This window comes from Arthrobacter dokdonellae, assembly GCF_003268655.1.
In the GTDB taxonomy this organism is placed as follows: Bacteria; Actinomycetota; Actinomycetes; order Actinomycetales; family Micrococcaceae; genus Specibacter; species Specibacter dokdonellae.
The window spans coordinates 2,149,992-2,172,271 of record NZ_CP029642.1 but is presented as its reverse complement, the minus strand read 5'-3'; the positions used below and the strand labels follow the sequence as shown (position 1 = coordinate 2,172,271).

The window sequence follows — 22,280 nt, the reverse complement described above, 5'->3', positions numbered from 1 at the left end:
AGGATGTGTAACCTGTTCCCGCCGCCCGCACCCGGCTTTCCACCCTTAAGGTCCTCCATGTCACGGGACACTCCCGGCACTGTCAACCAATCCACGGTTGATCCCACGGCAAGGTTGTCGCGCCAGTCCACGACCGTCATCGTCACGCTGCTGGCGGCGACGTTCGTCGTCATCCTGAACGAAACCATCATGAACGTTGCCCTGCCGCGCCTCATGACGGATCTCGGCGTCAGTTCGAGCACTGTGCAGTGGCTCGCCACCGGCTTCATGCTGACCATGGCCGTGGTCATTCCCACCACGGGTTTCATCCTCCAGCGCCTCACCACCCGGCAGGCGTTCCTGACGGCGATCGGCTTCTTCTCGGCCGGCACTGCGCTGGCGGCTGCGGCGCCCGGATTCCCCGTCCTCATGCTGGCGCGCGTCATTCAGGCCTGCGGCACGGCCGTGATGCTTCCGCTGCTGATGACCACCATCCTGACCCTGGTGCCCGTGGCACGCCGCGGCATGGTCATGGGCAACGTCACGATTGCCATTTCCGTTGCCCCCGCACTGGGGCCGACGGTCTCCGGCTTCATTCTGGAGCACTTTGCCTGGCGGTTCATGTTCATCTTTGTCCTGCCGGTGGCGCTGGCCGCCATGGCCGTTGGCGCCCGCTTCCTGACGAACGTGGGCGAAACGGGGCACCAGAAGCTCGACGCCGGATCAGTCGCCCTGAGCATCCCCGCCTTCGGCGGCGTGGTCTATGGCCTGAGCCAGATCGGGGCGGCGGCACCGGGCAGCGGACCCAACGTTCCTGCGATCGCCGCCCTGTCTGTCGGCGTGGCTGCGATGGCCCTTTTCGTGGCACGCCAGCTGCGGCTGCAGCGCAGCGGTGCTCCCCTGCTCGACCTGCGCGCATTCAACTACCGCATGTTCACCGTTTCCACGCTGCTCTTGGTCGTGGCGATGATGGCGCTCTTCGGCGGCGTCCTGCTGCTGCCCATCTACCTGCAATCGGTGCTGCACGTCGACGCGCAGACCACGGGCTTGATCCTCCTGCCCGGCGGGCTCGTCATGGGACTCTCCGGTCCGTTCATTGGGCGGCTGTTCGACAGGATCGGACCGCGGCCCTTGACCGTTTCCGGCTCCGTCCTGATGGTGCTGTGCCTGTGGCAGTACTCGCAACTGACCGGCCACACCGCCATCTGGTGGATCATCACCGTCCAGACGGCGCTCAACCTGGGCCTGGCCCTCATGTTCACGCCCGCCTTCACGACTGGCCTCAACCCGCTGCCGCCTGCCCTGTACTCTCACGGCTCCGCCATCATGAGCACGCTGCAGCAGGTCGCCGGGGCGGCCGGGACCGCGCTGTTGGTCGCCATCTACGCGCTGGTCTCCGCCCGCGGGGACCTCGTCGCGGGCATGCGTGCCGCCTTCCTCGCGGCCACGTTCATGGCGCTGGGCGCCGTGGTCCTCGCCGCCCTCATGCGACGCACGGCACCCGGGGAGGAACTGGCCGACAAGCCATGAAAGCGCCCCGCAACCGCAGGAGCGTCGGCTGGGCGGCTAGAAGAGGGCGACCTTGGGCGTCCGCGGGAAGATCGCGTCAAGCGCGGCGAGGTCGGCGGCCGTCGGCGTCCACGAGGCCGACGCGGCGTTCTGCCGGACTTGTTCCGGCCTGGTGGCCCCGGCGATGACGCTTGCCACCGACGGCTGGGCCGCGAGCCAGGAGAACGCCACGTCCAGTTCGGTGAGCCCGCGTTCGGCGGCAAAGGCGCCAAACGCCTTCAGCTGGCCAAGATCGGCGTCGGAGACCATGTTCTGGCGCGTGTGTGTCAGCCGGCTGCCCTCCGGTGCCGTGCCGGAGCTGTATTTGCCGGTCAGCAGCCCGTTGGCCAGCGGGAAGTACGGCAGCACACCCAGCCCGTAGGCCTCCGCCGCGGGCACCACTTCCAGCTCGGCGCGACGGTCCAGCAGGTTGTAGTGGTTTTGGCTGGAAATGAAGCGGCTTCCGCCGACGGCGCGGGCGGTGAACTCGGCCTCGGCGACCTGCCAGCCGGCCATGTTCGAGTGTCCGATGTACCGGACCTTGCCGTCCTGGACGAGGCGGTCCATGGCGCTGAGGGTTTCGGCAATGGGGGTGAACGGGTCCGGCGTGTGGAACTGGTACAGGTCGATGAAGTCGGTGCCCAGCCGCCGCAACGACGCCTCCACGGACTGGATGATGTACTTCCGGGAGCCGCGGCGCCCCCAGTCCACGCCGTTGGCTCCCGAGGCGTCCATGCCGACTTTCGTCGCCACTATGACGTTGGCCCGTTCGGCGCCCAGGGCCTTGCCGAGGATCGTTTCGCTCAGGCCGGGGGTCCTACCGTAGGTGTCGGCGACGTCGAAAAGCGTGATGCCGGCGTCCAGCGCGGCATGGACGACGGCGTTGCTCCCCTCCTGCGTCTGTGTCACGGTGCCGTTGCGGCCCAGGTTGTTGCACCCGAGCCCCACGGTGGAGACGGTCAGACCCGAGGTGCCCACTTGGCGGTAGTCAGTCATGGCTCCACCCTATCCAATGGCGACGGACGCCGACGTCTAGAGCGAGAAGGTGGCGCCGGCGGGACCGTGCTTGGCCTTGAGCGCGCCGAGGTCGGTGGCAGGCGCCGAGGCGACGGAGAGTTTCGTGAAATCGAGCTTCTCCTCACGGATGCATACCTTGATGTTGGCCACGGCGCGGGCGGCGTCGGGCGCCAGGATGTAGATGTTCAGCTTGCCGGTGCCGTGCGCACCGCCTTTGAACTCGGTCTTTTCCACGATCCCGCTGCCGCGCCAGGCCAGGTGCGCGGTGAGCGCCTCGCGGACCCTTGCCTCCAGGTGCCGGTCCCGATCGGTGACGCGGTCGTTCTTCAGGGCGAACTGGGCCACCACGACAAACTGGTCTTCCCGGGGCAGTTCCGCGTAGCCGTCGGCCACGCACTGCTCCCTGAAGGCCGCCAGCATACCGAAGGCTTCCTCCACGGCGTCCACCGCCGTTTCGTCGGAGGTGCTTTGGCGGCCCACGGTTCCGTGGTTCACCACAAACCAGGCGCCGTCCTCCCCCGCCTCCCCCTCGTCAACCCAGGCTTCACGGAAAACCAGCGCCCCGGCGTCGTCCGCCCGGTACATGCGCACGATGTTTGGATCGGCGGCCGTCCCGTCGGCGGGGTCCAAAGAATCCTCGGTGTCGCTCATGGCAGTGTCCTTCCCAGGGTGAGCCAGGCCGCGTCGCGGCCGTCGAAGGGCGCCTGTCGGGACGCCGCGGCGTCCATCAGGGCAGCGGCGGCCGATTCCATGCGGGCGCACAGTCCGGCCGGGTAGTGCATTTCACGGCGGTGTTCGTCGAATTCGTCCTCGTCGTCCACGTAAAGCCCCCGGTCCTTGGTGCGGACCACGTCCAGGTCCATGTCAACCATGTGGAATTCCACCACGGCGGGCCGTATCCGCTTCCAGGACAGCTCGCAGGCCAGGTCAATGTAGAGTTCGACACCGCCCGGGTGGGCCTCGTCGAAAAACGTCGCCACCCAGTCGCCCGCGTACGGGACGAGAAGGACGGCGTCGGAGGCGGTGTAGAGCGCGGCGCCGGGACGTGAAATGAATTCGCCGGTGCCCTGGAATATCCAGTGGCCGTGGCTGTCGGAACCCAGATAGCGGCCGGGCACCACCCAGTGCGGCGTGCCGTCGTACTTGCGGTTGCGGGCAACGACCAGGTCGCCGGGAGCGGGTGTCATGGCGGGACGCGCCTCCGGCTGTGTTTCATGGTGTTGAGCGGCCTGGCGCACCGCGGTCACAGGATGGGCAGCTGTCCGGTGCGCGGTGCCGGCTGGCCAGGCAGCGGGCGGGCGAAGGGCACCCTGGTGCCCAGCACCTGTTCGACGACGTCCTGCGCCACGCGCTGGGCGGTGAGGCCGACGCGTTCGAGGACTTCAGCGCGCGTGCCGTGATCCAGGAACGCGACGGGCAGGCCGACCTCGTTCAGGGCGGTGTCGACGCCGGCGGCGCGCAGCTCCTGGCGGATGCGCGAGCCCACGCCTCCGGCACGCACGCCGTCCTCCAGGACAATGACGATCCGGTGGCGGGAGGCCAGCGTGATGATGGAGCGCGGCACGGGCATGACCCAGCGCGGGTCCACCACGGTGGAGGTGATGCCCTGGGCACCGATGCGCCCGGCAACGTCCAGGGCCAGCTCGCTCATGGCCCCGACGCTGACAATGAGCACGTCGGATTCCAGCTCGCCACCGCCCTGCAGTGCAGTCTCCGTGCGGGAGAGCACGTCAACGCCGTCGGCGAGGCGTTCCACCGCCTTGACTTCGGGGCCGACCCTGCCCTTCGAATAGCGGACCACGGTGGGCGCGTCCGTGACTGCCACGGCCTCGCGCAGTTCCTCGCGCAGGCGCTCGGCGTCGCGCGGGGCGGCCAGGTGCAGGCCCGGCACGATCTGCAACATGGACAGGTCCCACATGCCGTGGTGGCTGGCACCGTCCGGCCCGGTCACGCCGGCGCGGTCCAGGACCACGGTGACGCCGGCCTGGTGCAGTGCCACGTCCATGAGGAGCTGGTCAAAGCCGCGGTTGAGGAAGGTGGCGTACATGGCCACGACGGGGTGCAGCCCACCAAAAGCCATGCCCGCGGCCATGGTGAGGGCGTGCTGTTCGGCGATGCCGACGTCGATCACGCGCCCCGGGTGCCGCTCCGCCATCTTCTGCAGGCCGACGGGGATCAGCATGGCGCCGGTGATTCCGACGATGTCGGAACGTTCGTCGGCGATCCGGGCGATTTCCTCGCCAAAGACGCCCGTCCAGGACATTCCGCCGGACGTCTCCACGGACACGCCGGTTTCCGGGTCGATGACGCCCACGGCGTGGAATTGGTCGGCTATGTGGGCGCGGGCGGGCGCATAGCCGCGGCCCTTTTCGGTGAAGGCGTGAACAATCACCGGCCCACCGTAGTTCTTGGCGGCCGTGAGGGCCGCCTCCATGCCCTTTTCGTCGTGGCCGTCCACGGGGCCCACGTATTTCAACCCGAGGTCGTCAAAGAGCCCCTGCGGGGCCCACCAGTCCTTGATGCCCTTTTTGGCCGCGTGCAGGCCCTTGTAGAGAAACTGGCCGGCGGAGCTTCCATCCTGGAGCCGGTGCTTGCCCCAGTCCATGGCGGCCTCGTACTTGCGGTGCGTGCGCACGTGGTCGATGGCGGGGCGCAGCGAGGCAAGGTGGTCGGCCAGGCCGCCGACGGTCGGCGCGTAGGAACGGCCGTTGTCGTTGACCACGATCACCACGCGGCGGTCCTTGTCCGCGGCGATGTTGTTCAGGGCTTCCCACGTCATGCCGCCGGTCAGGGCGCCGTCGCCGATGACCGCGACGACGTACCGCTCGCCTTCGCCGGTGAGCTTGCGCGCCCGGGAGATCCCGTCTGCCCAGGAAAGGGAGGAGGAGGCGTGGGACGATTCGACGATGTCGTGTTCGGATTCGGCCCGGGACGGGTAGCCGGACATTCCACCTTGCTGGCGCAACGTTGAAAAGTCGTGCCGGCCGGTGAGCAGTTTGTGGACGTAGGACTGATGCCCGGTGTCAAACACAATGGAGTCGCGTGGGGAGTCGAAAATCCGGTGGATGGCCAGGCTCAGCTCCACGACGCCCAGATTGGGACCCAGATGCCCGCCGGTCTGGGAAACGTTGCTGATCAGGAAGTCCCTGATTTCCTGCGCCAACGCCACCATTTGGGTGTCGCTGAGCCTGCTCAGATCCCGCGGATGCGCGATGGTTTCCAAAAGTCCCATTGGTACCTCCCTGGGTCAACTCTCAACGTCTAAGGATATCGCGTCAAGGCGGGGGCGCCCGACACGGGCCTGCATCAACCCCGCGGGGCGGGTCCCCCGTGGTTTGCCCGCCGACCAGGCGGTGCTGCTGGGTATGGAATGACTTGGCGCACCCTCGTTGCAATGCCTATTGCATCGCCCTTTCCCACTACACCGAGGTACGCGCCCTCAATCGCCACGAATAACGATCCAACACCATTCCCAATGTTCCCTTCGCTGCCCCTTGACTACCCGGCGGGGACAATTCAAGAACCTTTTATGGCGGAAACCACCCCTTCCAATGGCGCAATGTGGCGCATCCGGTACAGAATCTGGAAGAGGCTAAAATGGGGACCAATAAAGAACACAATAATGGCTGCGGCCGGAACAGAAACTGCGACCGGAAAATGACTGGAAAACACCACTTCCTCATTGGATAGTGACAATGCCTACCCGCCACCTTTCAATTTCTTGCGTGACAGGCCGGCCGCAACGCCGCAGGGGCGGGCACCCGGAACGTCCGGGTGCCCGCCCCTGCGGGCGTGGGCCTGCGCTAGTTCGCGGAGATCTGGCGCAGCACGTACTGCAGGATGCCGCCGTTGCGGTAGTAGTCGGCCTCGCCGGGCGTGTCGATGCGCAGCACGGCGTCGAAGCTCACGGACTTGCCGTCCTCGGCGGTGGCGGTGACCTTCAGCGTCTTCGGCGTGGTGCCGTTGTTCAGCTCGGTCACGCCCTCGACGGAGAAGGTCTCCGTGCCGGTGAGGCCCAGCGACTCGGCGTTCTGGCCGGCCGGGTACTGCAGCGGCAGGACGCCCATGCCGATCAGGTTGGAGCGGTGGATGCGCTCATAGCTTTCGGCGACAACCGCCTTGACGCCCAGCAGCGCGGTGCCCTTGGCCGCCCAGTCACGCGAGGATCCGGAACCGTACTCCTTGCCTGCCAGGACCACCAGCGGGGTGCCGGCAGCCTGGTAGTTGACGGACGCATCGTAGACGTAGGCCTGCGGACCGCCCTCAACCGTGAAGTCGCGGGTGAAGCCGCCCTCCACGTTATCCAGGAGCTGGTTGCGGATGCGGATGTTCGCGAAGGTGCCGCGAATCATGACCTCGTGGTTGCCACGGCGCGAGCCGTAGGAATTGAAGTCCTTGCGCTCCACGCCGTTGGCCAGCAGGTACTGCCCGGCCGGGGTGTCGGACTTGAAGGAGCCCGCGGGGCTGATGTGGTCCGTGGTGACGGAGTCGCCGAGCTTGAGCAGCACGCGGGCGCCGGCGATGTCCTGCACGGGCTCCGCCTCAGCCTTCATGCCCTCGAAGTACGGGGGCTTGCGCACGTAGGTGGACTTGGGGTCCCATTCGAAGGTGTTGCCCTCGGGGGTCTCCAGCGCCTTCCAGCGGTCGTCGCCGTCGAAGATGGTGGCGTAGGAGTTGGTGAACATCTCGCGGTCGATCGAGGCGTCCATGACTTCCTGGACTTCCACCGGGTTCGGCCAGATGTCCTTCAGGAAGACGTCGTTGCCGTCGGCGTCCTGGCCCAGCGCGTCGGCCTCAAAGTCGAAGTCCATGGATCCGGCCAGGGCGTAGGCGATGACCAGCGGCGGGGAGGCCAGGTAGTTCATCTTCACGTCCGGGTTGATGCGGCCCTCGAAGTTGCGGTTGCCCGAAAGGACGGCCGTGACGGAGAGGTCGTTGTCCGCGATCGCCTGGGAGATCTCGGTGTCCAGCGGGCCGGAGTTGCCGATGCAGGTGGCGCAGCCGTAGCCCACGGTGTAGAAGCCGAGCTTCTCCAGGTACGGAACCAGGCCGGACTTTTCGTAGTAGTCGGTGACCACCTTGGAGCCGGGCGCAATGGAGGTCTTGACCCAGGGTTTGGAGGCCAGGCCCTTGTTGACGGCGTTGCGGGCCAGCACCGCGGCGGCCAGCATGACGGACGGGTTGGACGTGTTGGTGCAGGAGGTGATCGAGGCGATCGAGACGGCGCCGTGGTCGAGTTCAAACTCGACGCCGGATTCGTTCTTCACATGGATCGGCGCCGACGGGCGGCCCTCGGCACCGGACGCTGCGGACACAAGCACGCGCTCGGTGTCGTGCTGGTGGCTGCCCGGGTGGGTGAAGGACGGTGCGTCCGAGGCCGGGAAGGATTCCTCCAGCGACTCGTCGACGGTGTTGCCTTCGGCGTTCGCGTCACCGGCCACGTAGTTCTGCAGGTCCGAGCGGAACTGTGTCTTCGAGTTGGTCAGTTCGATCCGGTCCTGCGGGCGCTTTGGTCCGGAGATGGACGGCACCACGGTGGAGAGGTCGAGCTCGAGGTACTCGGAGAACTGGATCTCGACGGAGGGATCGTGCCACAGGCCCTGTTCCTTCGAGTAAGCCTCCACGAGGGCCACCTGCTCGTCGCTGCGTCCGGTCAGGCGCAGGTAGTCCAGGGTGACGTCGTCGATCGGGAACATGGCTGCCGTCGAGCCGAACTCCGGGCTCATGTTGCCGATGGTGGCGCGGTTGGCCAACGGCACCGCGGCCACGCCTTCGCCGTAGAACTCAACGAACTTGCCGACGACGCCGTGCCTGCGGAGCTTCTCGGTGATCGTCAGGACCACGTCGGTTGCGGTGGCGCCGGCGGGGATGGAGCCGGTCAGCTTGAAGCCGACGACGCGCGGGATCAGCATGGAGACGGGCTGGCCCAGCATGGCGGCCTCGGCCTCGATGCCGCCCACGCCCCAGCCAAGCACGCCCAGGCCGTTGACCATGGTGGTGTGGGAGTCGGTGCCGACCAGCGTGTCCGGGTAGGCGCGCAGCACGCCGTCGACCGTGCGTGTCATGACCGTGCGGGCCAGGTACTCGATGTTGACCTGGTGGACGATGCCCATGCCCGGGGGGACGACCTTGAAGTCTTCGAAGGCGGTCTGGCCCCAGCGCAGGAACTGGTAACGCTCACCGTTGCGCTGGTATTCGATCTCCATGTTGCGCTCGATCGCGCCGGAGTTGCCGAAGACGTCGATCTGCACGGAGTGGTCGATGACCATCTCGGCGGGGGCCAGCGGGTTGACGCGGGTGGGGTCCCCGCCCAGTTCCTTGACGGCCTCACGCATGGTCGCCAGGTCAACGATGCAGGGGACGCCGGTGAAGTCCTGCATGATGACGCGCGCGGGCGTGAACTGGATTTCGGTGTCGGGCTCCGCGTTGGGGTCCCACCCGGCCAGGGCCCGTACGTGGTCTGCCGTGATGTTGGCGCCGTCTTCGGTGCGCAGGAGGTTCTCCAGCAATACCTTGAGGCTGAACGGAAGGCTCTTCGCGCCTTCAACCGAGTTCAGCCGGAAAATCTCGTATTCGGTGCCGGCTACATTAAGTACGCCTTTGGAACCGAAACTGTCCACATTAGTCATGGATGGACTCCTCTCGCCACTACTTTTATCTTGGTCACGCAGGGGTCCGCATGCCAGTTAGGCTCACCTTACTCACGTTCGGACACAGCCCCGCGCTTCTTGAGGAAGCGGTACAGCAGTTCTACGGCGAGGCACCCCGTTGCGGTTACGCCAATCGTAACCGCCAGCAGCGGCCCGGACGGGATGTCCAGGGCAAAAAAGTTCCGCGCGAACGGCAGCACCATGACCAGCACCAGCGCGGCGACGATGGCCGCCACGAGCAGCGCGCGCCAAAAATCGAACGGCCGGGCCAGAGCGCCCAGCACCCACAGTGCCACCAGGAGCACCGTCACCGTGGTGGCGGTCTGCGCGGACGTGGTGGCCTGGGCGGGCGACAGCCCCGGCTCTGGGAACGCGAGGGCAAAGGAGTACACCGCCATGATGCACGCGGCCACGATGGTGCCCGCGGGTATGGAGAACATCAGTGCGCGCCGCAGGAAGCCGGGCTGGTAGCGCCGGGCGTTGGGGAGCAGGGCCAGGAAGAAGGCCGGGATGCCGATCGTCATGGAACTGACGATGGAGAGCTGACGGGGCAGGAACGGGTAGCGCCACAGCAGGATGCCGATGGCAATGGAGATGAGGACGGCGTAGGCGGTCTTGCTCAGGAACAGGTTGGCCACCCGCTCGACGTTGGCAATGACGCGACGTCCCTCGGCGACCACGGACGGCAGGTGGGAAAACTGTCCGTCCAGCAGCACCAGACGGGAGACTGCCTTGGTGGCCGCGGCGCCGCTGCCCATGGCGATGCCCATGTCGGCGTGTTTGAGGGCCAGGGCGTCGTTGACGCCGTCGCCCGTCATCGCCACCACGTGGCCGCTGGCCTGCAGGGCGAGCACGATGGCCTTCTTCTGCTCGGGCGTGACCCGGCCCAGCACGCATTCGCGTTCCAGCACGTCCGCCAGGGCGGCCGGCTCCTCCGGCAGCCCACGCGCGTCGTAGCCGTCGCCGGAAAAGGACATGCCCACGCTGCGGGCCACGGCCGCCACCGTGCGGGGGTTGTCGCCGGAGATGACCTTCAGCCCCACCCCCTGTTCACGGAAGTACGCCAACGTGGCGCCGGCGTCGGCGCGCACCTTTTCCCGGAACACCAGCAATGCCACGGGTCTGAGCCCGGAGAGGTCAAAGTCGCCGTCGTCCGCGCCGAATGCGTTCATGTCAGGCGCGGTCATGTCAGGCGCGGTCATGTCCGGCGCGGTCAGGTCCGGCGCCGGTGCGCCCGGCGCCGGGCGGTGTGCCAGCACGACGGCGCGCAGACCCCGCCCGGCCGCCTCGTGGGACTCCGCCAGCGCCGCGTCACGGGACGCCGCCAGCGCCACGTCACGCGAGGCCGCCACTGTTGCGTCCGCGCCAGGGCCGCGCGCGCCGGGTCCGTCCGCGCTGCCGGCCAGTACGACGTCCGGGGCCCCGAAGACCCAGGTGCCGCGGCTGTCTGCCGCTTCGCAGCCGCTGGACGCGCCCTCGCGTTCCTCCGCGCCCGCGCCGTCGCCAGGCCGCATGACCGGGCCCGGGGCGAAAGTGACGGCGCTGTACTTGCGGACGCTGCTGAACGGGACCACCGCCACAGGCTCGGCAGCCGGGGTATTGGTGAAGTCGGCAGCCAACGCGGCCGCCGTGGCGTTGGCGTTGGGGTGCGCGGCGCACCAGGCCAGGACGGACTCCCAGCCGGGGACAGGGGCCAGGACCGTGGTGCCGGCCAGCTCCATGCGGCCCTCGGTCAGCGTCCCCGTCTTGTCCAGGCACACCATGTCCACGCGGGCCAAGCCCTCCACGGCGGGCAGCTCCTGAACCAGGACCTGCCGCCGGGCCAGCTTCACGGCGGCCATGCCGAAGGAAATGCTCGTGAGCAGCACCAGGCCCTCGGGGATCATGGCGACAACGCTGGCCACGGCGCTGATGACCGCGGTACGCCAGCGCCCGGAAGCGAGGGACTCCGCCCAGCCGCCGTTGGCGTTCATCTGTCCGTTGACCACCAGCACAATGATGGGGATCAACGCCCAGGCGATGTACAGGATGATCCGGTTGATGGAGTTGCGGATCTCGGAGTTGACCAGCGAAAAGCGCCGGGCCTCGGCCGTCAGGGCGCTGGCGTACGATTCGGCGCCCACCCGGTGCACGCGCGCGGCACCGTGGCCGGCCACGACGGCCGAGCCGGACAACGCCGTGTCCCCGGCGCCCTTGACAACAGGATCGGACTCCCCCGTGAGCAGGGATTCGTCGATTTCCAGGGACTCGGCGGCGAAGATCACGGCGTCGGCCGGGATCTGGTCGCCGGTGCGCAGCAACAGCACGTCGTCAAACAGGACATCGGCAACGGCCACCTCCAGTTCGCCGCCGTCCCGGCGCACCAGCGCCTGGGGTGCGTGCAGGACGGCCAGCCGGTCCAGGGTCCGCTTGGCCCGGTATTCCTGCACCACGCCAATGGCGGCGTTGGCGAGCACGATGAAGCCGAACAAGGCGTCGCGGGGGTCGCCGACCAAAAGCACCAGTGCCAGTGCGCTGCCCAGCACGGCGTTGAACAGCGTGAACACGTTGGACCGGACGATGGCCCAGATGCTCCGGCTGCTCCCCTGCGCCACGGCATTGCCCAGCTCCGCGACCTGGCGCTCCCGCACCTGGGCAGGATCCAGGCCGTTGCGTTCAAGCTCCGCCGCATCCACCGGCGCCAGCGCTTCCCGCGCCGCCGCCAGGGCCGCCCGCTGGTGCCCGTCACGCCGCTCAGCCAGGACCGTGCCCCTGGGCCTGCTGCGCGTCAGGTCCCGCGGCGCCCGGGGCCTGGCGGCCTGTTGGGCGGCTGCCTGTTCCGCGGGCTGATCCGCGGCGGGGGGTTTAGCGCCCAACAGCGCCCCTGCCCGGCGGATTCACAGGGACCAGCAGGGCCACGGTCTCCACATGGTGGGTGTGCGGGTACAGATCGAACGCGCGCAGCTTGTCCAGCCGCCAGCCGGCCGCGGCAAAGTACTTGACGTCCCGGGCAAACGCGGCCGGGTCGCAGGAAACGTAGGCGATGGCTTGTGGGGCGGCGGCCGCCAAGGCACGCACCACGGCCTTTCCGGCCCCAGCGCGCGGCGGGTCAAGCACGACGGCGTCAAAGCGGCGCCGCTGTCCCCCTCCCAACGCGCCGGCCTGGTCCCCGGCGGAGCGGCTCCGCCGGCCCCGTGCCTCCCGGGTCCGGGCGTCCAGCACGCGCTCCACACGGCCCTGGAGGATCTCGACCTGGCTGGCGGCGTGGAGGTTTTTGCGGGCGTCGCGGCTCGTGCCGGATGAGCCCTCCACGGAAAGAACGGACCCGGCGGGGCCGACGGCGTCTGCCAGCGGAGCCGTGAACAGGCCCGCCCCGGCGTAGAGATCGGCAACGTCGGCACCGTCATTGAGGTGGCCGCCGGCGTTGAGGAATTCCAGGGCGGCGTCGGTAAGGACCTGGGGCGCCTTGCGGTGGATCTGCCAGAAACCGTCGCCGCTGACACGAAATTCATGGTCGGCGGTGGTTTCCCTGACCCAGCCGCGGCCGTGCAGGACGGTGACGGCGCCCGACTCCGGGTCCCAGCGGGCCACGGACGGCGGGACCGGGCGGTCCTGCAGCTCCCTGTCAATGCGCTTGAGCGCCAGTCCGGCGGCCTTCTCCCCCAGCCCGGGGGCGGGTGCCAGCAGCACCAGGGTCCCGGAGCCGTTGGCGGGTGCGGCCACCTCCACCCGTTCCATGCCGCTGAGGTCCAGCTCCCACAGCCGCAGCGCGTCGACGTCGGGAACGGCCAGCGGCATCCCCTGCACGGGGAGCACATCGTGCGAGCGGTGGGCGTGCATGCCCAGCCCGCCGGCCGGCGTGACGGCAAAGCCCACGCGGGTCCGCCACCCCAGCCCGGCCTGCTGCCCGGGCGTGCCGTCCGCGTCGACGTCTTCCACGCCGGCGCCTAACAGGGCATCCACGGCCCCGGCGGACAGCCCTCCAAGGCGTTCCAGCTGCTCACGGACCACGTCCGTCTTCAGCGCCAGTTGGCGCCGGCGCGCAATATGGCCAAACTCGGCGCCGCCGATCGGGGCGGCGCCGCGGGACGCGGCTTCCAGGGCATCGGCCTCGGGCCAAAAGTGGGCCACCCTGTCGGGGGACGCCTCCACCACCTGGGTGACGTCGGCGCGCCAAAACGTGGCTCCGTCGTCGTGCTCGGTCAGGTTTACCTCCACGACCTCGCCGGGAATGGCGTGGCGGACAAAGATGACCCGGCCCTCGTGCCGGGCAACGCAGTGGCCGCCGTGTGCCACCGGTCCCACGCTAACGGTCAGCCGGCGCGTGCCGCCGGGACGTCCGCCGTCGGGGGCGGTGGTGCTGTGGGAGGGCTCGCTCATGGGGTCCGGTTCCTACTCTTGGTACTTTGTGGCTTCGGTGGAGGACTTCAACTGCCACGGCACGCTGGCCACCACCACGCCGGGTTCGAAGTGCAGCCGTGTCTTGATGCGCAGGGCCGTCTGGTTGTGGACCAGCTGCTCCCACCACTTGCCCACCACGTATTCGGGGATGTACACCACGATCAAGTCGCGCGGGGAGTCCCGGCGCATGGCCTTGATGTGGTTGATCAGCGGCGTCAGCGTCTCCCGGTAGGGGCTGGCCAACACGGTCAAGGGTACCGGGATGTCCAGCCTGTCCCAATCCGCGATGGTCTGTTCGGTCTCGGCGGCGTCCAGGTCGACGGTGATGGCTTCCAGCGTGGACGGGCGCGACGCGCGGGCGAAGGCCACGGCGCGCATGACCGGCTTGCGCACGTGGGAGACCAGGATCACGGCGTGGATGCGCGCCGGCAGCGCCCGCGTGGAGGAGTCCGTCTCCACGGCGAGTTCCGTGGCGACGTTGTCGTAGTGGGCGCGGATGCTCCACATGATGGCAAACAGCACGGCCATGGCCAGCAGCGCAATCCAGGCGCCCTGTTCAAACTTGGTCACGAGCACAATGAGCAGCACCGTCAGGGTCATGCAGAAGCCCAGCGTGTTGATGGCACGGGAGCGCATCATGCGGAAGCGGATGTGCCTGTCCTTGACCACGCGCAGTTCGCGTGTCCAGTGCCGGACCATGCCCATCTGGCTGGCGGTGAAGGAGATGAACACGCCCACAATGTAGAGCTGGATCAGCTTGGTGACGTCGGCGTCGAAGGAGATGATCAGGATCAGGGCCCCGATGGCCAGCAGGATCACGCCATTGCTGAAGGCCAGCCGGTCGCCGCGCGTGCGCAGCTGGCGGGGCAGGTAGCCGTCGCGGGCCAGGATGGAGGCGAGGACGGGGAAGCCGTTGAAGGCCGTGTTGGAGGCAAACACCAGGATCACGCCGGTGGCGGCCACAATGATGAAGAACGGGATGGACCCGGCGCCGAAGACGGTGCCCGCAATCTGGCTGATCGAGGGGTTCTGCACGTAGCCGGCGGGCAGCGGGTGCCCGTTCTGCAAGAACTCGGTGGCCGGGTCGGCCACGATGTGCACGCCGGTGGCGTTGGCCAGGAACAGGATGCCCGCCATCATGCCCGCGGCGACGATGCCCAGCAGCAGGAGCGTGGTGGCGGCGTTCTTGCTCTTGGGCTTGCGGAAGTTGGGCACGCCGTTGCTGATGGCCTCCACGCCGGTCAGGGCCGCGGCGCCGGAGGAGAAGGCCCGCAGCAGCAGGAACCCGCCGGCCAGGCCCGTCAGGCCCTGGCTGAACGCCGCGTCCGGGATGATCTCAAAGCCGGCCGACGGGGCCCTGCCCAGCGTGCCGGTGGACGCCTGGAAGAGGCCCACGGCCGTCATGGAGAAGATGCAGAACATGAAGATGTAGGTGGGGACGGCAAAGACGCTTCCGGCCTCGCGGATTCCGCGCAGGTTCACCAGGGCCAGGACAATGACGCCGACGACGGCGATCGCGGCCTGGGTGCCGTGCCAGCCGGGAACCGCCGTGGCCAGGTAGTTCGCGGCCGAGGACATCGACACGGCCACCGTGAGGACGTAGTCGACCATGAGCGCGGAGGCCACCGTCAGGCCGGCCGTCCTGCCCAGGTTGACGGTGGCGACCTCGTAGTCCCCGCCGCCGGACGGGTACGCGTGCACGTTTTGCCGGTAGGACGCCACGACTGTGAGCAGCACCACGATGACGGCGGCGCCCACCCAGGGGGCGAGCGACACGGAGGCCACGCCCGCGAGGGCCAGCGTCAGCAGGACTTCATCCGGCGCGTACGCCACCGAGGAGAGCGCATCCGAGGCGAAAACCGGCAGCGCAATGCGCTTGGGCAGCAGCGTGTGGGCAAGTTTGTCGCTGCGGAAGGGCCGCCCGACCAGGACCCGCTTGAACGCGTTGAAGAAATTCAGCACGCGGGTAACGCTAGTCGCTCGCGGGGCTAAAGTCATGACAGGGCACACTCATGGCAGACTTCAACGCATGAGCCGCAGTTTCGTCCCGACTTGACCGGCAGGCGGCAAACGGGTCAGATTGGTAGCCGCACTGTGTTGCAGTGCCCATAATCACCACGAGGAGCATCGATGGCACATTTTGTGATCATGGGCTGCGGACGTGTCGGCGCCACCTTGGCGCACGCGCTTGAAGATGCCGGCCATTCGGTGGCCATCATCGACCAGGACGAACGCGCGTTCCGGCGGCTGCGCACCGGATTCGGCGGCCGCAAGGTCACCGGCGTCGGCTTTGACCAGGACACCCTGCGCCAGGCCGACATTGAAAACGCCTACGCCTTCGCTGCCGTGTCCAGCGGCGACAATTCCAACATCCTCGCGACCCGCGTGGCCCGGGAAACGTTCCACGTGGAGCACGTGGTGGCCCGCATCTACGATCCAGGCCGGGCCGAAATCTACCAGCGCCTGGGCATCCCCACCGTGGCGGCGGTCCGCTGGAGCGCGGACCAGGTGCTGCGGCGGATCCTGCCGGAATCCGCCATCAAGGGCGATTTCCGCGAACCGTCCGGGCGGCTGATCCTGACCGAGCTGGCCCTGAACCCGGGATGGATCGGACACCACATCGTGGACCTGGAAAAGGCCGCGCCGCTGCGCGTGGCGTACCTGACCCGCTTCGGGGAGGGCATGCTGCCGGCGGCGGATACCAGCTACCAGCAGGGCGACACCGTCCACGCCATGGTGCAGGGCACGGACACGGCTGAGGTGGCGCGCATTCTGGCCGCCCCGCCAGTAAAGGAGATCTAAGGTGCTGGTTGTCATTGTCGGGGCCGGCAGCGTCGGCTGCTCGATTGCCCGTGAACTGCTGGCCCATGGCCACGAGCTGCTGCTGATTGATCCCAAGCCGGAGGTCATCGGCAAGAGCGGCCTGCGCGGTGCCCGCTGGCTGGTGGGCGATGCCTGTGAGATCACCACGCTGCGCGAGGCAAAACTGGACGAGGCGGACGTGGTGGTCTCCGCCACCGGCGACGACAAGGTCAACCTGGTGGTGTCGCTGCTGGCCAAGACCGAGTTTGGCGTGGGCCGCACGGTGGGCCGGGTGAACAATCCCAAGAACGACTGGATGTTTGACGATTCGTGGGGCGTGGACGTGGCCGTCAACACCCCGAGGCTCATGACCGCCCTGGTGGAGGAGGCCGTGGAAATCGGCGACCTCGTGCGCCTGCTGACCCTTCAGACCGGCGTGGCGTCGCTCGTGGAGTTCACGGTGCCGGCCGAATCCCACATCATCGGCCTGACGGTGGGGAAGGTCGAGTGGCCCCAGGACGCCACGCTCGTGGCGATCCTGCGCGACGAGGCGCCCATCACCCCCAGCGCCGACGACGTGCTGGAAGCCGGCGACGAACTGTTCTTTATTTCCACCATCGCCGCCGAGGACGGGTTGCGGGCCCTGCTGTCGTCCGACGGCCGGGCGGGCCGGCCCGGACGCTAGGCGGCCGGTCTGCGCCGCGGGCGGTCAGCCGGCCTTCACCGGCCGGCTCACCAGCCACGCGGTCCAGAGGCCGAAGGCGTACAGCGGCACGCCCATGAGCAGGCGCATGGCGCCGAGGGCGTCGACGGCCCCCGCGTAATACAACGGCAGCTGGACGGCGAGCCGCGCCGCCATCACGCCGACGATGATCCAGGTGGCAGCCCGGTAGGCGCGCAGGCGCGCGGGCTTCTTGCGCCACTGCACGCCCTCGTTGCGGGCGTAGCCAAACAACAGGCCCAGCACGGGCCAGCGGACGGCAATGGAAACCACCATGGCCGCAATGTAGCCGGCGTTGGTGAAGAACCCGACGGCATAGTAGTTCTCCGCCTTCCCCGTCTTCAGCGCGAGGAAGGCGGACAGCGCCACCCCCGCGATCCCCGCCAGTGCCATGGTCAGCGGTGTGCGCTGCGCCAGCCGCGCCACCAGGAAGGCGGCCGCCACGGCAACGGAACCGCCCAGCGACCAGGTCAGGTTGCCGGTGAGTGTGAAGACCGTCAGGAACACGAGCCCCGGCAGCACGCTTTCGGCGATGCCGCGGATGCCGCCGGCGGCGGCCAGCAGGTCGATTTCGCCGCTGTCCTTGCGCACCAGCGCGGACCGTGCGGCCAGGGCCTGTTCCAGGCCGGCGCGGGCATCGGTTGCCGCGGCGCCTGCGGACCGGGGATCGTCCGCGCCGGGGAGGGCGGGCGTGGCCGGTGCGGCTGTGCCGTCGTCGTCGGGTGTGGTCCTTGGCAACTAGCCCTCCTGCGTTCCAATGATCTCGTAGCGTGGGTTGAACATGGTGGGCAGGCCGCCCCGAAGGGAGACCATGCCCTCAACGCGCAGGCGCGTGCCGACGTCGATCCCTGGCACGCGGCGCCGGCCCAGCCACACGAGCCGCAGACGGTGGCTGCCGCCGTCGCCCGGCATGCGGTGGAACTCCCGGTCAGTGACGATGGCACTGAATTCCGGGCTGGAGGACAGCGGAAGGATGGTCACGGCGTCGATCACGCCGCTGCTGACCGCGCGGCCGCGCAGGGGCAGCTCGTTGATGGGGACAGGCAGGGGCCGGTCACCCTGGTTGGTGGGCACGGGTCAGCCGATCGCTGTGATTTCCGGTCCGCGCCGGAACGGTTCGCCACCCTGGGCGGGAACGGCTTGGTCGGCCGCCACGGCGCCGTCGGGGCTCGCAGCCGCATCCCGGGGGAGCCGCAGGACCAGCAGGTCGCGCGGCGGCAGCGGGGTTTCCCCGCGCACCACCACCACGCCCCTGAACAGGTCCTCCAGCTGGCGTGCGGCGTCCGGGTTCACGGCTGCGTCGCCGCCCAGGACGCCGCGCAGGAACCAGCGGGGACCGTCGACGCCGATGAAGCGGGCCACGCGGTAACCGTGGCTGCCGTCGGTGGCCTGGGCGGGCACCTTGGCCAGCACTTCCTTGCCGAAGGTGCCGTCGAGAATTTCAATTTCGCCGCCCTGCGAGCCGACCGAGAGCCCGATTTGTTCACGGATGTCACGCCAGAGCTCTTCCGAACGCGGTGCGGCAAAGGCCTGCAGCTGCAGGCTGGACCCGTTCAGGTCCAGGGTGACGGCGATGACGCGGTTGGTGCTTTCCTCTACTTCAAGGCGCAGCGCCAGCCCTTCCCGCGGGGTGATCAGCAGGGCGCCAAGGTCCACATAGCCGTCGGTGCTGGAAACCTCGTCCGCGTCGAGGGGGCCGTGGACGGAGCGCTCGTAGACGGTGTCCGACGGGTCCGGCGGCAGGGGCAGCGTGCCGTCGTCGTCCGACGCGGCGCCGGCGTCCGTGCCGGCCTGCCGGGAGTTGCCGTCGGACGCGGCGTCGCCCGCGGTGTCATTCTTCTTTTTCTTGCCAAACCCAAAAGCCATGGGGTGGAAACTCCTTGTGAATGTTGGAACCGAACGATTCTTAGAGTCCGGTCTTAGAGTCCGGCCGGGCCGGCCCCGGCCTGCCCGCCGGACGGCGCAAAGCCGCCGGGCTGTCCCAAACCGGCCGGCTGCCCAAACCCGCCGGTAGAGCCAAACCCGCCGGTGCCCCGCACCGAATCCGGCAGCTGGCCAACCGGCTCGAACGTGGCGTGTTCGACGCGTTGAAACACCATTTGTGCAATTCTATCTCCCCGGGACAGGGAGATGGAGTGGTGCGGGTCGGTGTTGTGGAGGGTGACCGATATTTCCCCACGGTAGCCGGCGTCGACGGTGCCGGGACTGTTGACAATGGTCAGGCCGTGCCTGGCGGCCAGGCCCGATCGCGGGTGCACCAGCGCCACAAAGCCGAACGGCAGGGCGATGGACACGCCGGTGGGAACGAGCGCGCGCTCCCCCGGCGCCAGCACGACGTCGATCCTGGTGCGCAGGTCGGCGCCCGCGTCTCCGGGATGGGCATAGGAGGGGGCCTCGATGCCGTCGTCGAGCATGTGCAGCAGCACCGCAAGCGTGGGCGCGCCCCCGGCGGGGAAATTGTCAGTCAGATTGGTCACAACAGTTCACTCTATCCCGAACGGGGGCGGGCTTTCCCACGGCTCCCAGGCCCGGATGTCTGGGGCAAAGATGAATTACCGCCCAAAAGGTGAAAAACTGTTCCCATGTCTTCCACACCGGCCGCCAGCGCCACACCCCTGTCCACAGCGACGTACACCGAGAAGTTGTGGCCCAACCTGGGCGTATGGGTGATTGTGCTGGGCCTTTCGGCGGCCGGCATCCTCATCCTCATCCCCATCAGCGTACTGGCCGGCTACCTGGCCTTCGCGGGCCTGCTGGTACTGCAGACAGTCCTCCTGATCGTGTGGACCCCGACCATCGAGGTCACGGCGGACACGCTGCGCGTGGGCCGGGCCGTGATCGAGCGCGAGTACGTCGGGGAGGTCACGTACTATCTGGCCGACGAGGCCACCGCCCAGCGCGGCACCCGGCTCAACGGCCTGGCGTACCTTTGCATCCGCGGCTGGATCAAGCCTGTCGTCAAGGTCGAAATCACGGACCCGCAGGACACCACGCCCTACTGGCTGACCTCCACGCGCAACCCCGAGCGCCTGGCGGCCGCCCTGGGCGCGTCCCGCCGTTGACCCCGGCCCCCTGAATCAGCCTTCGCAGTCCCTGCAGTACATCAGGCCGTCCTTTTCACGCGCCAGCTGGGAACGGTGCCTGACCAGGAAGCAGGATGAACAGGTGAATTCGTCCGCCTGGGCCGGGAGGACCTCCACGGCCAGCTCCTCGCCCGACAGGTCGCCGCCGGGCAGCTCATAGCTGTCTGCCAGCTCGGCCTCATCCAGGTCAATGACGGTTCCGGACTGTCCGGAAGGCCTGACCGCGAGGGAGGCCAGAACGTTGCCGTCGCTGTCGTCGTCGTTCTTGCGTGGCGCGTCATAATCCGTTGCCATTGCGTCCTTCACCAATTCCTGTTTCTCGTGCCGTTGCCAAGGCGTTGGCAGGCCCTGCGCGCGGTTTCCGCGGCAAATGCTGCCCATCACCCTAGAGTGTGAACGTCCCGGAGGCGGCCGGAAATGCCCGCGTTCGCGTTGGGCGTAGCAATCGGGCACCCGCGGCACGGGCAGGGACGCCGGTGCCCGAAAATGACGCATGTTTTTTGCGATCCATTCACGCCACGCCTGCCCCGGTAGTAGTAAAAACCTGCGTTCGGTGGCAAAGTTTCGAAGTGAAACCAGTCGACTTTGGAGGGCAGCATGGCGGATCTACGTTTAGTGGGTGTGCATGATGATGGCAAGCACCTGCTACTCAGTGGACCCGGCGGCGAAATTTACCTGCTGCCCATTGATGAAGCACTGCGCCTGGCAACCACCCGCGCACCGCGCAAGGCATTCCCCGGAGGCTCCGCCCCGGCCAAGATGTCCCCCAGGGAAATCCAGGCGCAAATCCGCGCAGGTGCCACCGCGGCCGACGTCGCCGAGCATTCCGGCATGTCCCTGGAACAGGTCCGCCGCTACGAGGGTCCGGTGTTGGCCGAACGGGAGCATGTGGCCCAAATGGCACGCAAGGTGGAGGTCGCCGCCGCGTCGCCCGGCAACGACGGCTACCGTTCCGCCTTTGGCGACAACGCGGCCACGTTGGACGAGATGGTCATGCACCGTCTCTCCGCGTTTGGGATCGACCCGCGCACGGTGCGCTGGGACGCCTGGCGCGTCCATGACGGCGCCTGGAGCGTGACGGCCGATTTTGAGCCCGGCAGCGAGTGGGCCGCGAGCAGCATCGGCGAGCCGGCCCCGGCCCGCTGGACGTTCCATCCCGGGCGCAAGGCCCTGCTCAACGCCAACCGTTGGGCCCAGCAGCTCAGCGAAATGGAGCCCGTGGACGGCCCCGTGCCCGAACGCCGGCTCAGCGCCGTCGCGGACCGCCCCTTCGACTTTGAGGCTGACGCGCCCGAGTCCCCCGACGTTCCCGCGGTCCCTGAGGCGCCGACGGCCGATGGCGACGGCGACGAGGGTGCCGGGTCCGGCCTGCTGGACATGCTGCGCTCGCGCCGCGGCCGGCGCCTGGGGCTGGATGAGGACGACGACGACGAACTGGCCGCGATGCTCGGCACCCACGTGCCGGCCGCCCATCCGCGGGACGCGGAGGACGGCGCCGGCGGCCACGACGAAGACGCGGCCCTGGCAGCCGAGGACGCCGGCGACGCCGACGGCCACGACGAAGACGCGGCCCTGGCAGCCGAGGACGCAGCGCCCGGCGACGCCGGCGACGCCGACGGCATTGCCGCTGGCTCCTCCGAACCCGCGGACGGGCACCCCGCCCCGGCGCACGGCCGCAAGCGCCTGCGAGCCATCCCGTTCCTTTCGCTGGCGCCGAAGCTGCACGGCGGCGAGGACGACCACCATGCCGTGGGCGTGGGCGAGGTCAGTGCCGACACCCGCGAGATCACCCTGTCGGGGGCGCCGTCACAGCGCCGCGGCGCCCGGGACCACAGCGTGGACACCGCGGCACCCGGGGTCATGTCACCCGGGACACCGGCAGCCCAGACACCGGCGGCCACGGCACCCGGAGCCAAAGAGGGCCCGGCGGCCACCCCACCCGGAGCCAAGTCACCCGAAGACCGGGACGCGGAAGCGGGTCCGTCGGACAGTGAAGTGGCCGCCAGGCTGGAACGCAAGGCGGCCGGCAAGCCAAAGCGCTCGAGCGTGCCCAGCTGGGACGAGATCGTGTTCGGCACCAAGGGCGACTGACCCTTCGTC

18 protein-coding genes are annotated in these 22,280 nt (G+C 68.5%); 5 read left to right on the top strand and 13 right to left on the bottom strand.

What is annotated here, in order from left to right:
* Positions 1-57: 57 nt before the first annotated feature.
* Positions 58-1,509 carry a DHA2 family efflux MFS transporter permease subunit gene (locus tag DMB86_RS09580; RefSeq protein WP_171814440.1) on the top strand — a complete coding sequence of 484 codons (1,452 nt, stop codon included), beginning with the start codon at positions 58-60 and terminating at the stop codon, positions 1,507-1,509.
* Positions 1,510-1,545: 36 nt separating this feature from the next.
* On the opposite strand, the gene DMB86_RS09575 is transcribed toward DMB86_RS09580, so the two are convergent.
* The 8 genes from DMB86_RS09575 to DMB86_RS09540 form a co-directional block, all read right to left on the bottom strand.
* Positions 1,546-2,523, bottom strand: a complete 978-nt coding sequence (locus DMB86_RS09575) for an aldo/keto reductase (protein WP_113717563.1) — start codon at positions 2,521-2,523, stop codon at positions 1,546-1,548.
* Positions 2,524-2,559: 36 nt separating this feature from the next.
* Positions 2,560-3,195: a hypothetical protein gene (locus DMB86_RS09570; RefSeq protein WP_113717562.1), complete on the bottom strand. Its 636-nt coding sequence runs from the start codon at positions 3,193-3,195 to the stop codon at positions 2,560-2,562.
* On the bottom strand, positions 3,192-3,731 hold the full coding sequence (locus DMB86_RS09565) for a ribonuclease FAU-1 family protein (protein ID WP_113717561.1): 540 nt from the start codon (positions 3,729-3,731) through the stop codon (positions 3,192-3,194). The genes DMB86_RS09570 and DMB86_RS09565 overlap by 4 nt, the downstream gene beginning before the upstream one ends.
* Before the next feature lie 56 nt (positions 3,732-3,787).
* Complete coding sequence (dxs, locus tag DMB86_RS09560) at positions 3,788-5,776, bottom strand: 1-deoxy-D-xylulose-5-phosphate synthase (RefSeq protein WP_113717560.1); 1,989 nt, start codon at positions 5,774-5,776, stop codon at positions 3,788-3,790.
* 571 nt (positions 5,777-6,347) lie between these two features.
* Entirely contained in the window at positions 6,348-9,173 is a 2,826-nt protein-coding gene (locus DMB86_RS09555; protein ID WP_113717559.1) for an aconitate hydratase, read from the bottom strand.
* A 68-nt stretch (positions 9,174-9,241) separates the two neighbouring features.
* Positions 9,242-12,049, bottom strand: coding sequence for an HAD-IC family P-type ATPase (locus DMB86_RS09550; protein ID WP_227878688.1), 2,808 nt, complete (start codon positions 12,047-12,049; stop codon positions 9,242-9,244).
* On the bottom strand, positions 12,039-13,553 hold the full coding sequence (locus DMB86_RS09545; RefSeq protein WP_113717558.1) for a class I SAM-dependent RNA methyltransferase: 1,515 nt from the start codon (positions 13,551-13,553) through the stop codon (positions 12,039-12,041). The genes DMB86_RS09550 and DMB86_RS09545 overlap by 11 nt, the downstream gene beginning before the upstream one ends.
* Positions 13,554-13,565: 12 nt before the next feature.
* Positions 13,566-15,572, bottom strand: coding sequence for an APC family permease (locus DMB86_RS09540; RefSeq protein WP_113717557.1), 2,007 nt, complete (start codon positions 15,570-15,572; stop codon positions 13,566-13,568).
* Positions 15,573-15,704: 132 nt separating this feature from the next.
* Here DMB86_RS09540 and DMB86_RS09535 point away from each other — a divergent pair, with 132 nt between their 5' ends.
* On the top strand, positions 15,705-16,376 hold the full coding sequence (locus tag DMB86_RS09535; RefSeq protein WP_113717556.1) for a potassium channel family protein: 672 nt from the start codon (positions 15,705-15,707) through the stop codon (positions 16,374-16,376).
* Position 16,377: 1 nt separating this feature from the next.
* The gene (locus DMB86_RS09530) at positions 16,378-17,061 is read left to right on the top strand and encodes a potassium channel family protein (RefSeq protein ID WP_113717555.1); all 684 of its coding nucleotides are present in this window, start codon (positions 16,378-16,380) and stop codon (positions 17,059-17,061) included.
* 24 nt (positions 17,062-17,085) lie between these two features.
* Here the strand turns inward: DMB86_RS09530 and DMB86_RS09525 are convergent, their stop codons facing one another.
* From DMB86_RS09525 to dut, 4 genes are read right to left on the bottom strand one after another with little or no spacing between them, the layout of a single operon-like run.
* Positions 17,086-17,835 carry a DUF3159 domain-containing protein gene (locus tag DMB86_RS09525; RefSeq protein ID WP_113717554.1) on the bottom strand — a complete coding sequence of 250 codons (750 nt, stop codon included), beginning with the start codon at positions 17,833-17,835 and terminating at the stop codon, positions 17,086-17,088.
* The gene (locus tag DMB86_RS09520) at positions 17,836-18,171 is read right to left on the bottom strand and encodes a single stranded DNA-binding domain-containing protein (RefSeq protein WP_113717553.1); all 336 of its coding nucleotides are present in this window, start codon (positions 18,169-18,171) and stop codon (positions 17,836-17,838) included.
* Between the two features lie 3 nt (positions 18,172-18,174).
* A complete protein-coding gene (locus DMB86_RS09515) occupies positions 18,175-18,963 on the bottom strand; it encodes a DUF3710 domain-containing protein (protein ID WP_113717552.1) in 789 nt (262 codons plus the stop codon).
* 53 nt (positions 18,964-19,016) lie between these two features.
* The gene (gene dut / locus DMB86_RS09510) at positions 19,017-19,574 is read right to left on the bottom strand and encodes a dUTP diphosphatase (RefSeq protein WP_227878687.1); all 558 of its coding nucleotides are present in this window, start codon (positions 19,572-19,574) and stop codon (positions 19,017-19,019) included.
* A gap of 105 nt (positions 19,575-19,679) precedes the next feature.
* On the opposite strand from dut, the gene DMB86_RS09505 reads away from it, so the two are divergent.
* Entirely contained in the window at positions 19,680-20,159 is a 480-nt protein-coding gene (locus DMB86_RS09505; protein ID WP_113717551.1) for a DUF3093 domain-containing protein, read from the top strand.
* A 15-nt stretch (positions 20,160-20,174) separates the two neighbouring features.
* Here DMB86_RS09505 and DMB86_RS09500 read toward each other — a convergent pair whose 3' ends face one another.
* A complete protein-coding gene (locus tag DMB86_RS09500; protein WP_113719453.1) occupies positions 20,175-20,474 on the bottom strand; it encodes a DUF4193 domain-containing protein in 300 nt (99 codons plus the stop codon).
* Positions 20,475-20,777: 303 nt separating this feature from the next.
* On the opposite strand from DMB86_RS09500, the gene sepH reads away from it, so the two are divergent.
* Positions 20,778-22,271: a septation protein SepH gene (gene sepH, locus DMB86_RS09495; RefSeq protein ID WP_113717550.1), complete on the top strand. Its 1,494-nt coding sequence runs from the start codon at positions 20,778-20,780 to the stop codon at positions 22,269-22,271.
* The last annotated feature ends 9 nt before the right edge of the window (positions 22,272-22,280 follow it).

Bases quoted from the DNA above. Each gene is read 5' to 3' on its own strand.
- dxs (WP_113717560.1), bottom strand. From the start codon at position 5,776: ATGGGACTTTTGGAAACCATCGCGCATCCGCGGGATCTGAGCAGGCTC.
- DMB86_RS09555 (WP_113717559.1), bottom strand. From the start codon at position 9,173: ATGACTAATGTGGACAGTTTCGGTTCCAAAGGCGTACTTAATGTAGCC.
- DMB86_RS09505 (WP_113717551.1), top strand. From the start codon at position 19,680: ATGTCTTCCACACCGGCCGCCAGCGCCACACCCCTGTCCACAGCGACG.
- DMB86_RS09580 (WP_171814440.1), top strand. From the start codon at position 58: ATGTCACGGGACACTCCCGGCACTGTCAACCAATCCACGGTTGATCCC.
- DMB86_RS09575 (WP_113717563.1), bottom strand. From the start codon at position 2,523: ATGACTGACTACCGCCAAGTGGGCACCTCGGGTCTGACCGTCTCCACC.
- sepH (WP_113717550.1), top strand. From the start codon at position 20,778: ATGGCGGATCTACGTTTAGTGGGTGTGCATGATGATGGCAAGCACCTG.
- DMB86_RS09565 (WP_113717561.1), bottom strand. From the start codon at position 3,731: ATGACACCCGCTCCCGGCGACCTGGTCGTTGCCCGCAACCGCAAGTAC.
- DMB86_RS09545 (WP_113717558.1), bottom strand. From the start codon at position 13,553: ATGAGCGAGCCCTCCCACAGCACCACCGCCCCCGACGGCGGACGTCCC.
- DMB86_RS09535 (WP_113717556.1), top strand. From the start codon at position 15,705: ATGGCACATTTTGTGATCATGGGCTGCGGACGTGTCGGCGCCACCTTG.
- DMB86_RS09500 (WP_113719453.1), bottom strand. From the start codon at position 20,474: ATGGCAACGGATTATGACGCGCCACGCAAGAACGACGACGACAGCGAC.
- DMB86_RS09540 (WP_113717557.1), bottom strand. From the start codon at position 15,572: ATGACTTTAGCCCCGCGAGCGACTAGCGTTACCCGCGTGCTGAATTTC.
- DMB86_RS09515 (WP_113717552.1), bottom strand. From the start codon at position 18,963: ATGGCTTTTGGGTTTGGCAAGAAAAAGAAGAATGACACCGCGGGCGAC.
- DMB86_RS09570 (WP_113717562.1), bottom strand. From the start codon at position 3,195: ATGAGCGACACCGAGGATTCTTTGGACCCCGCCGACGGGACGGCCGCC.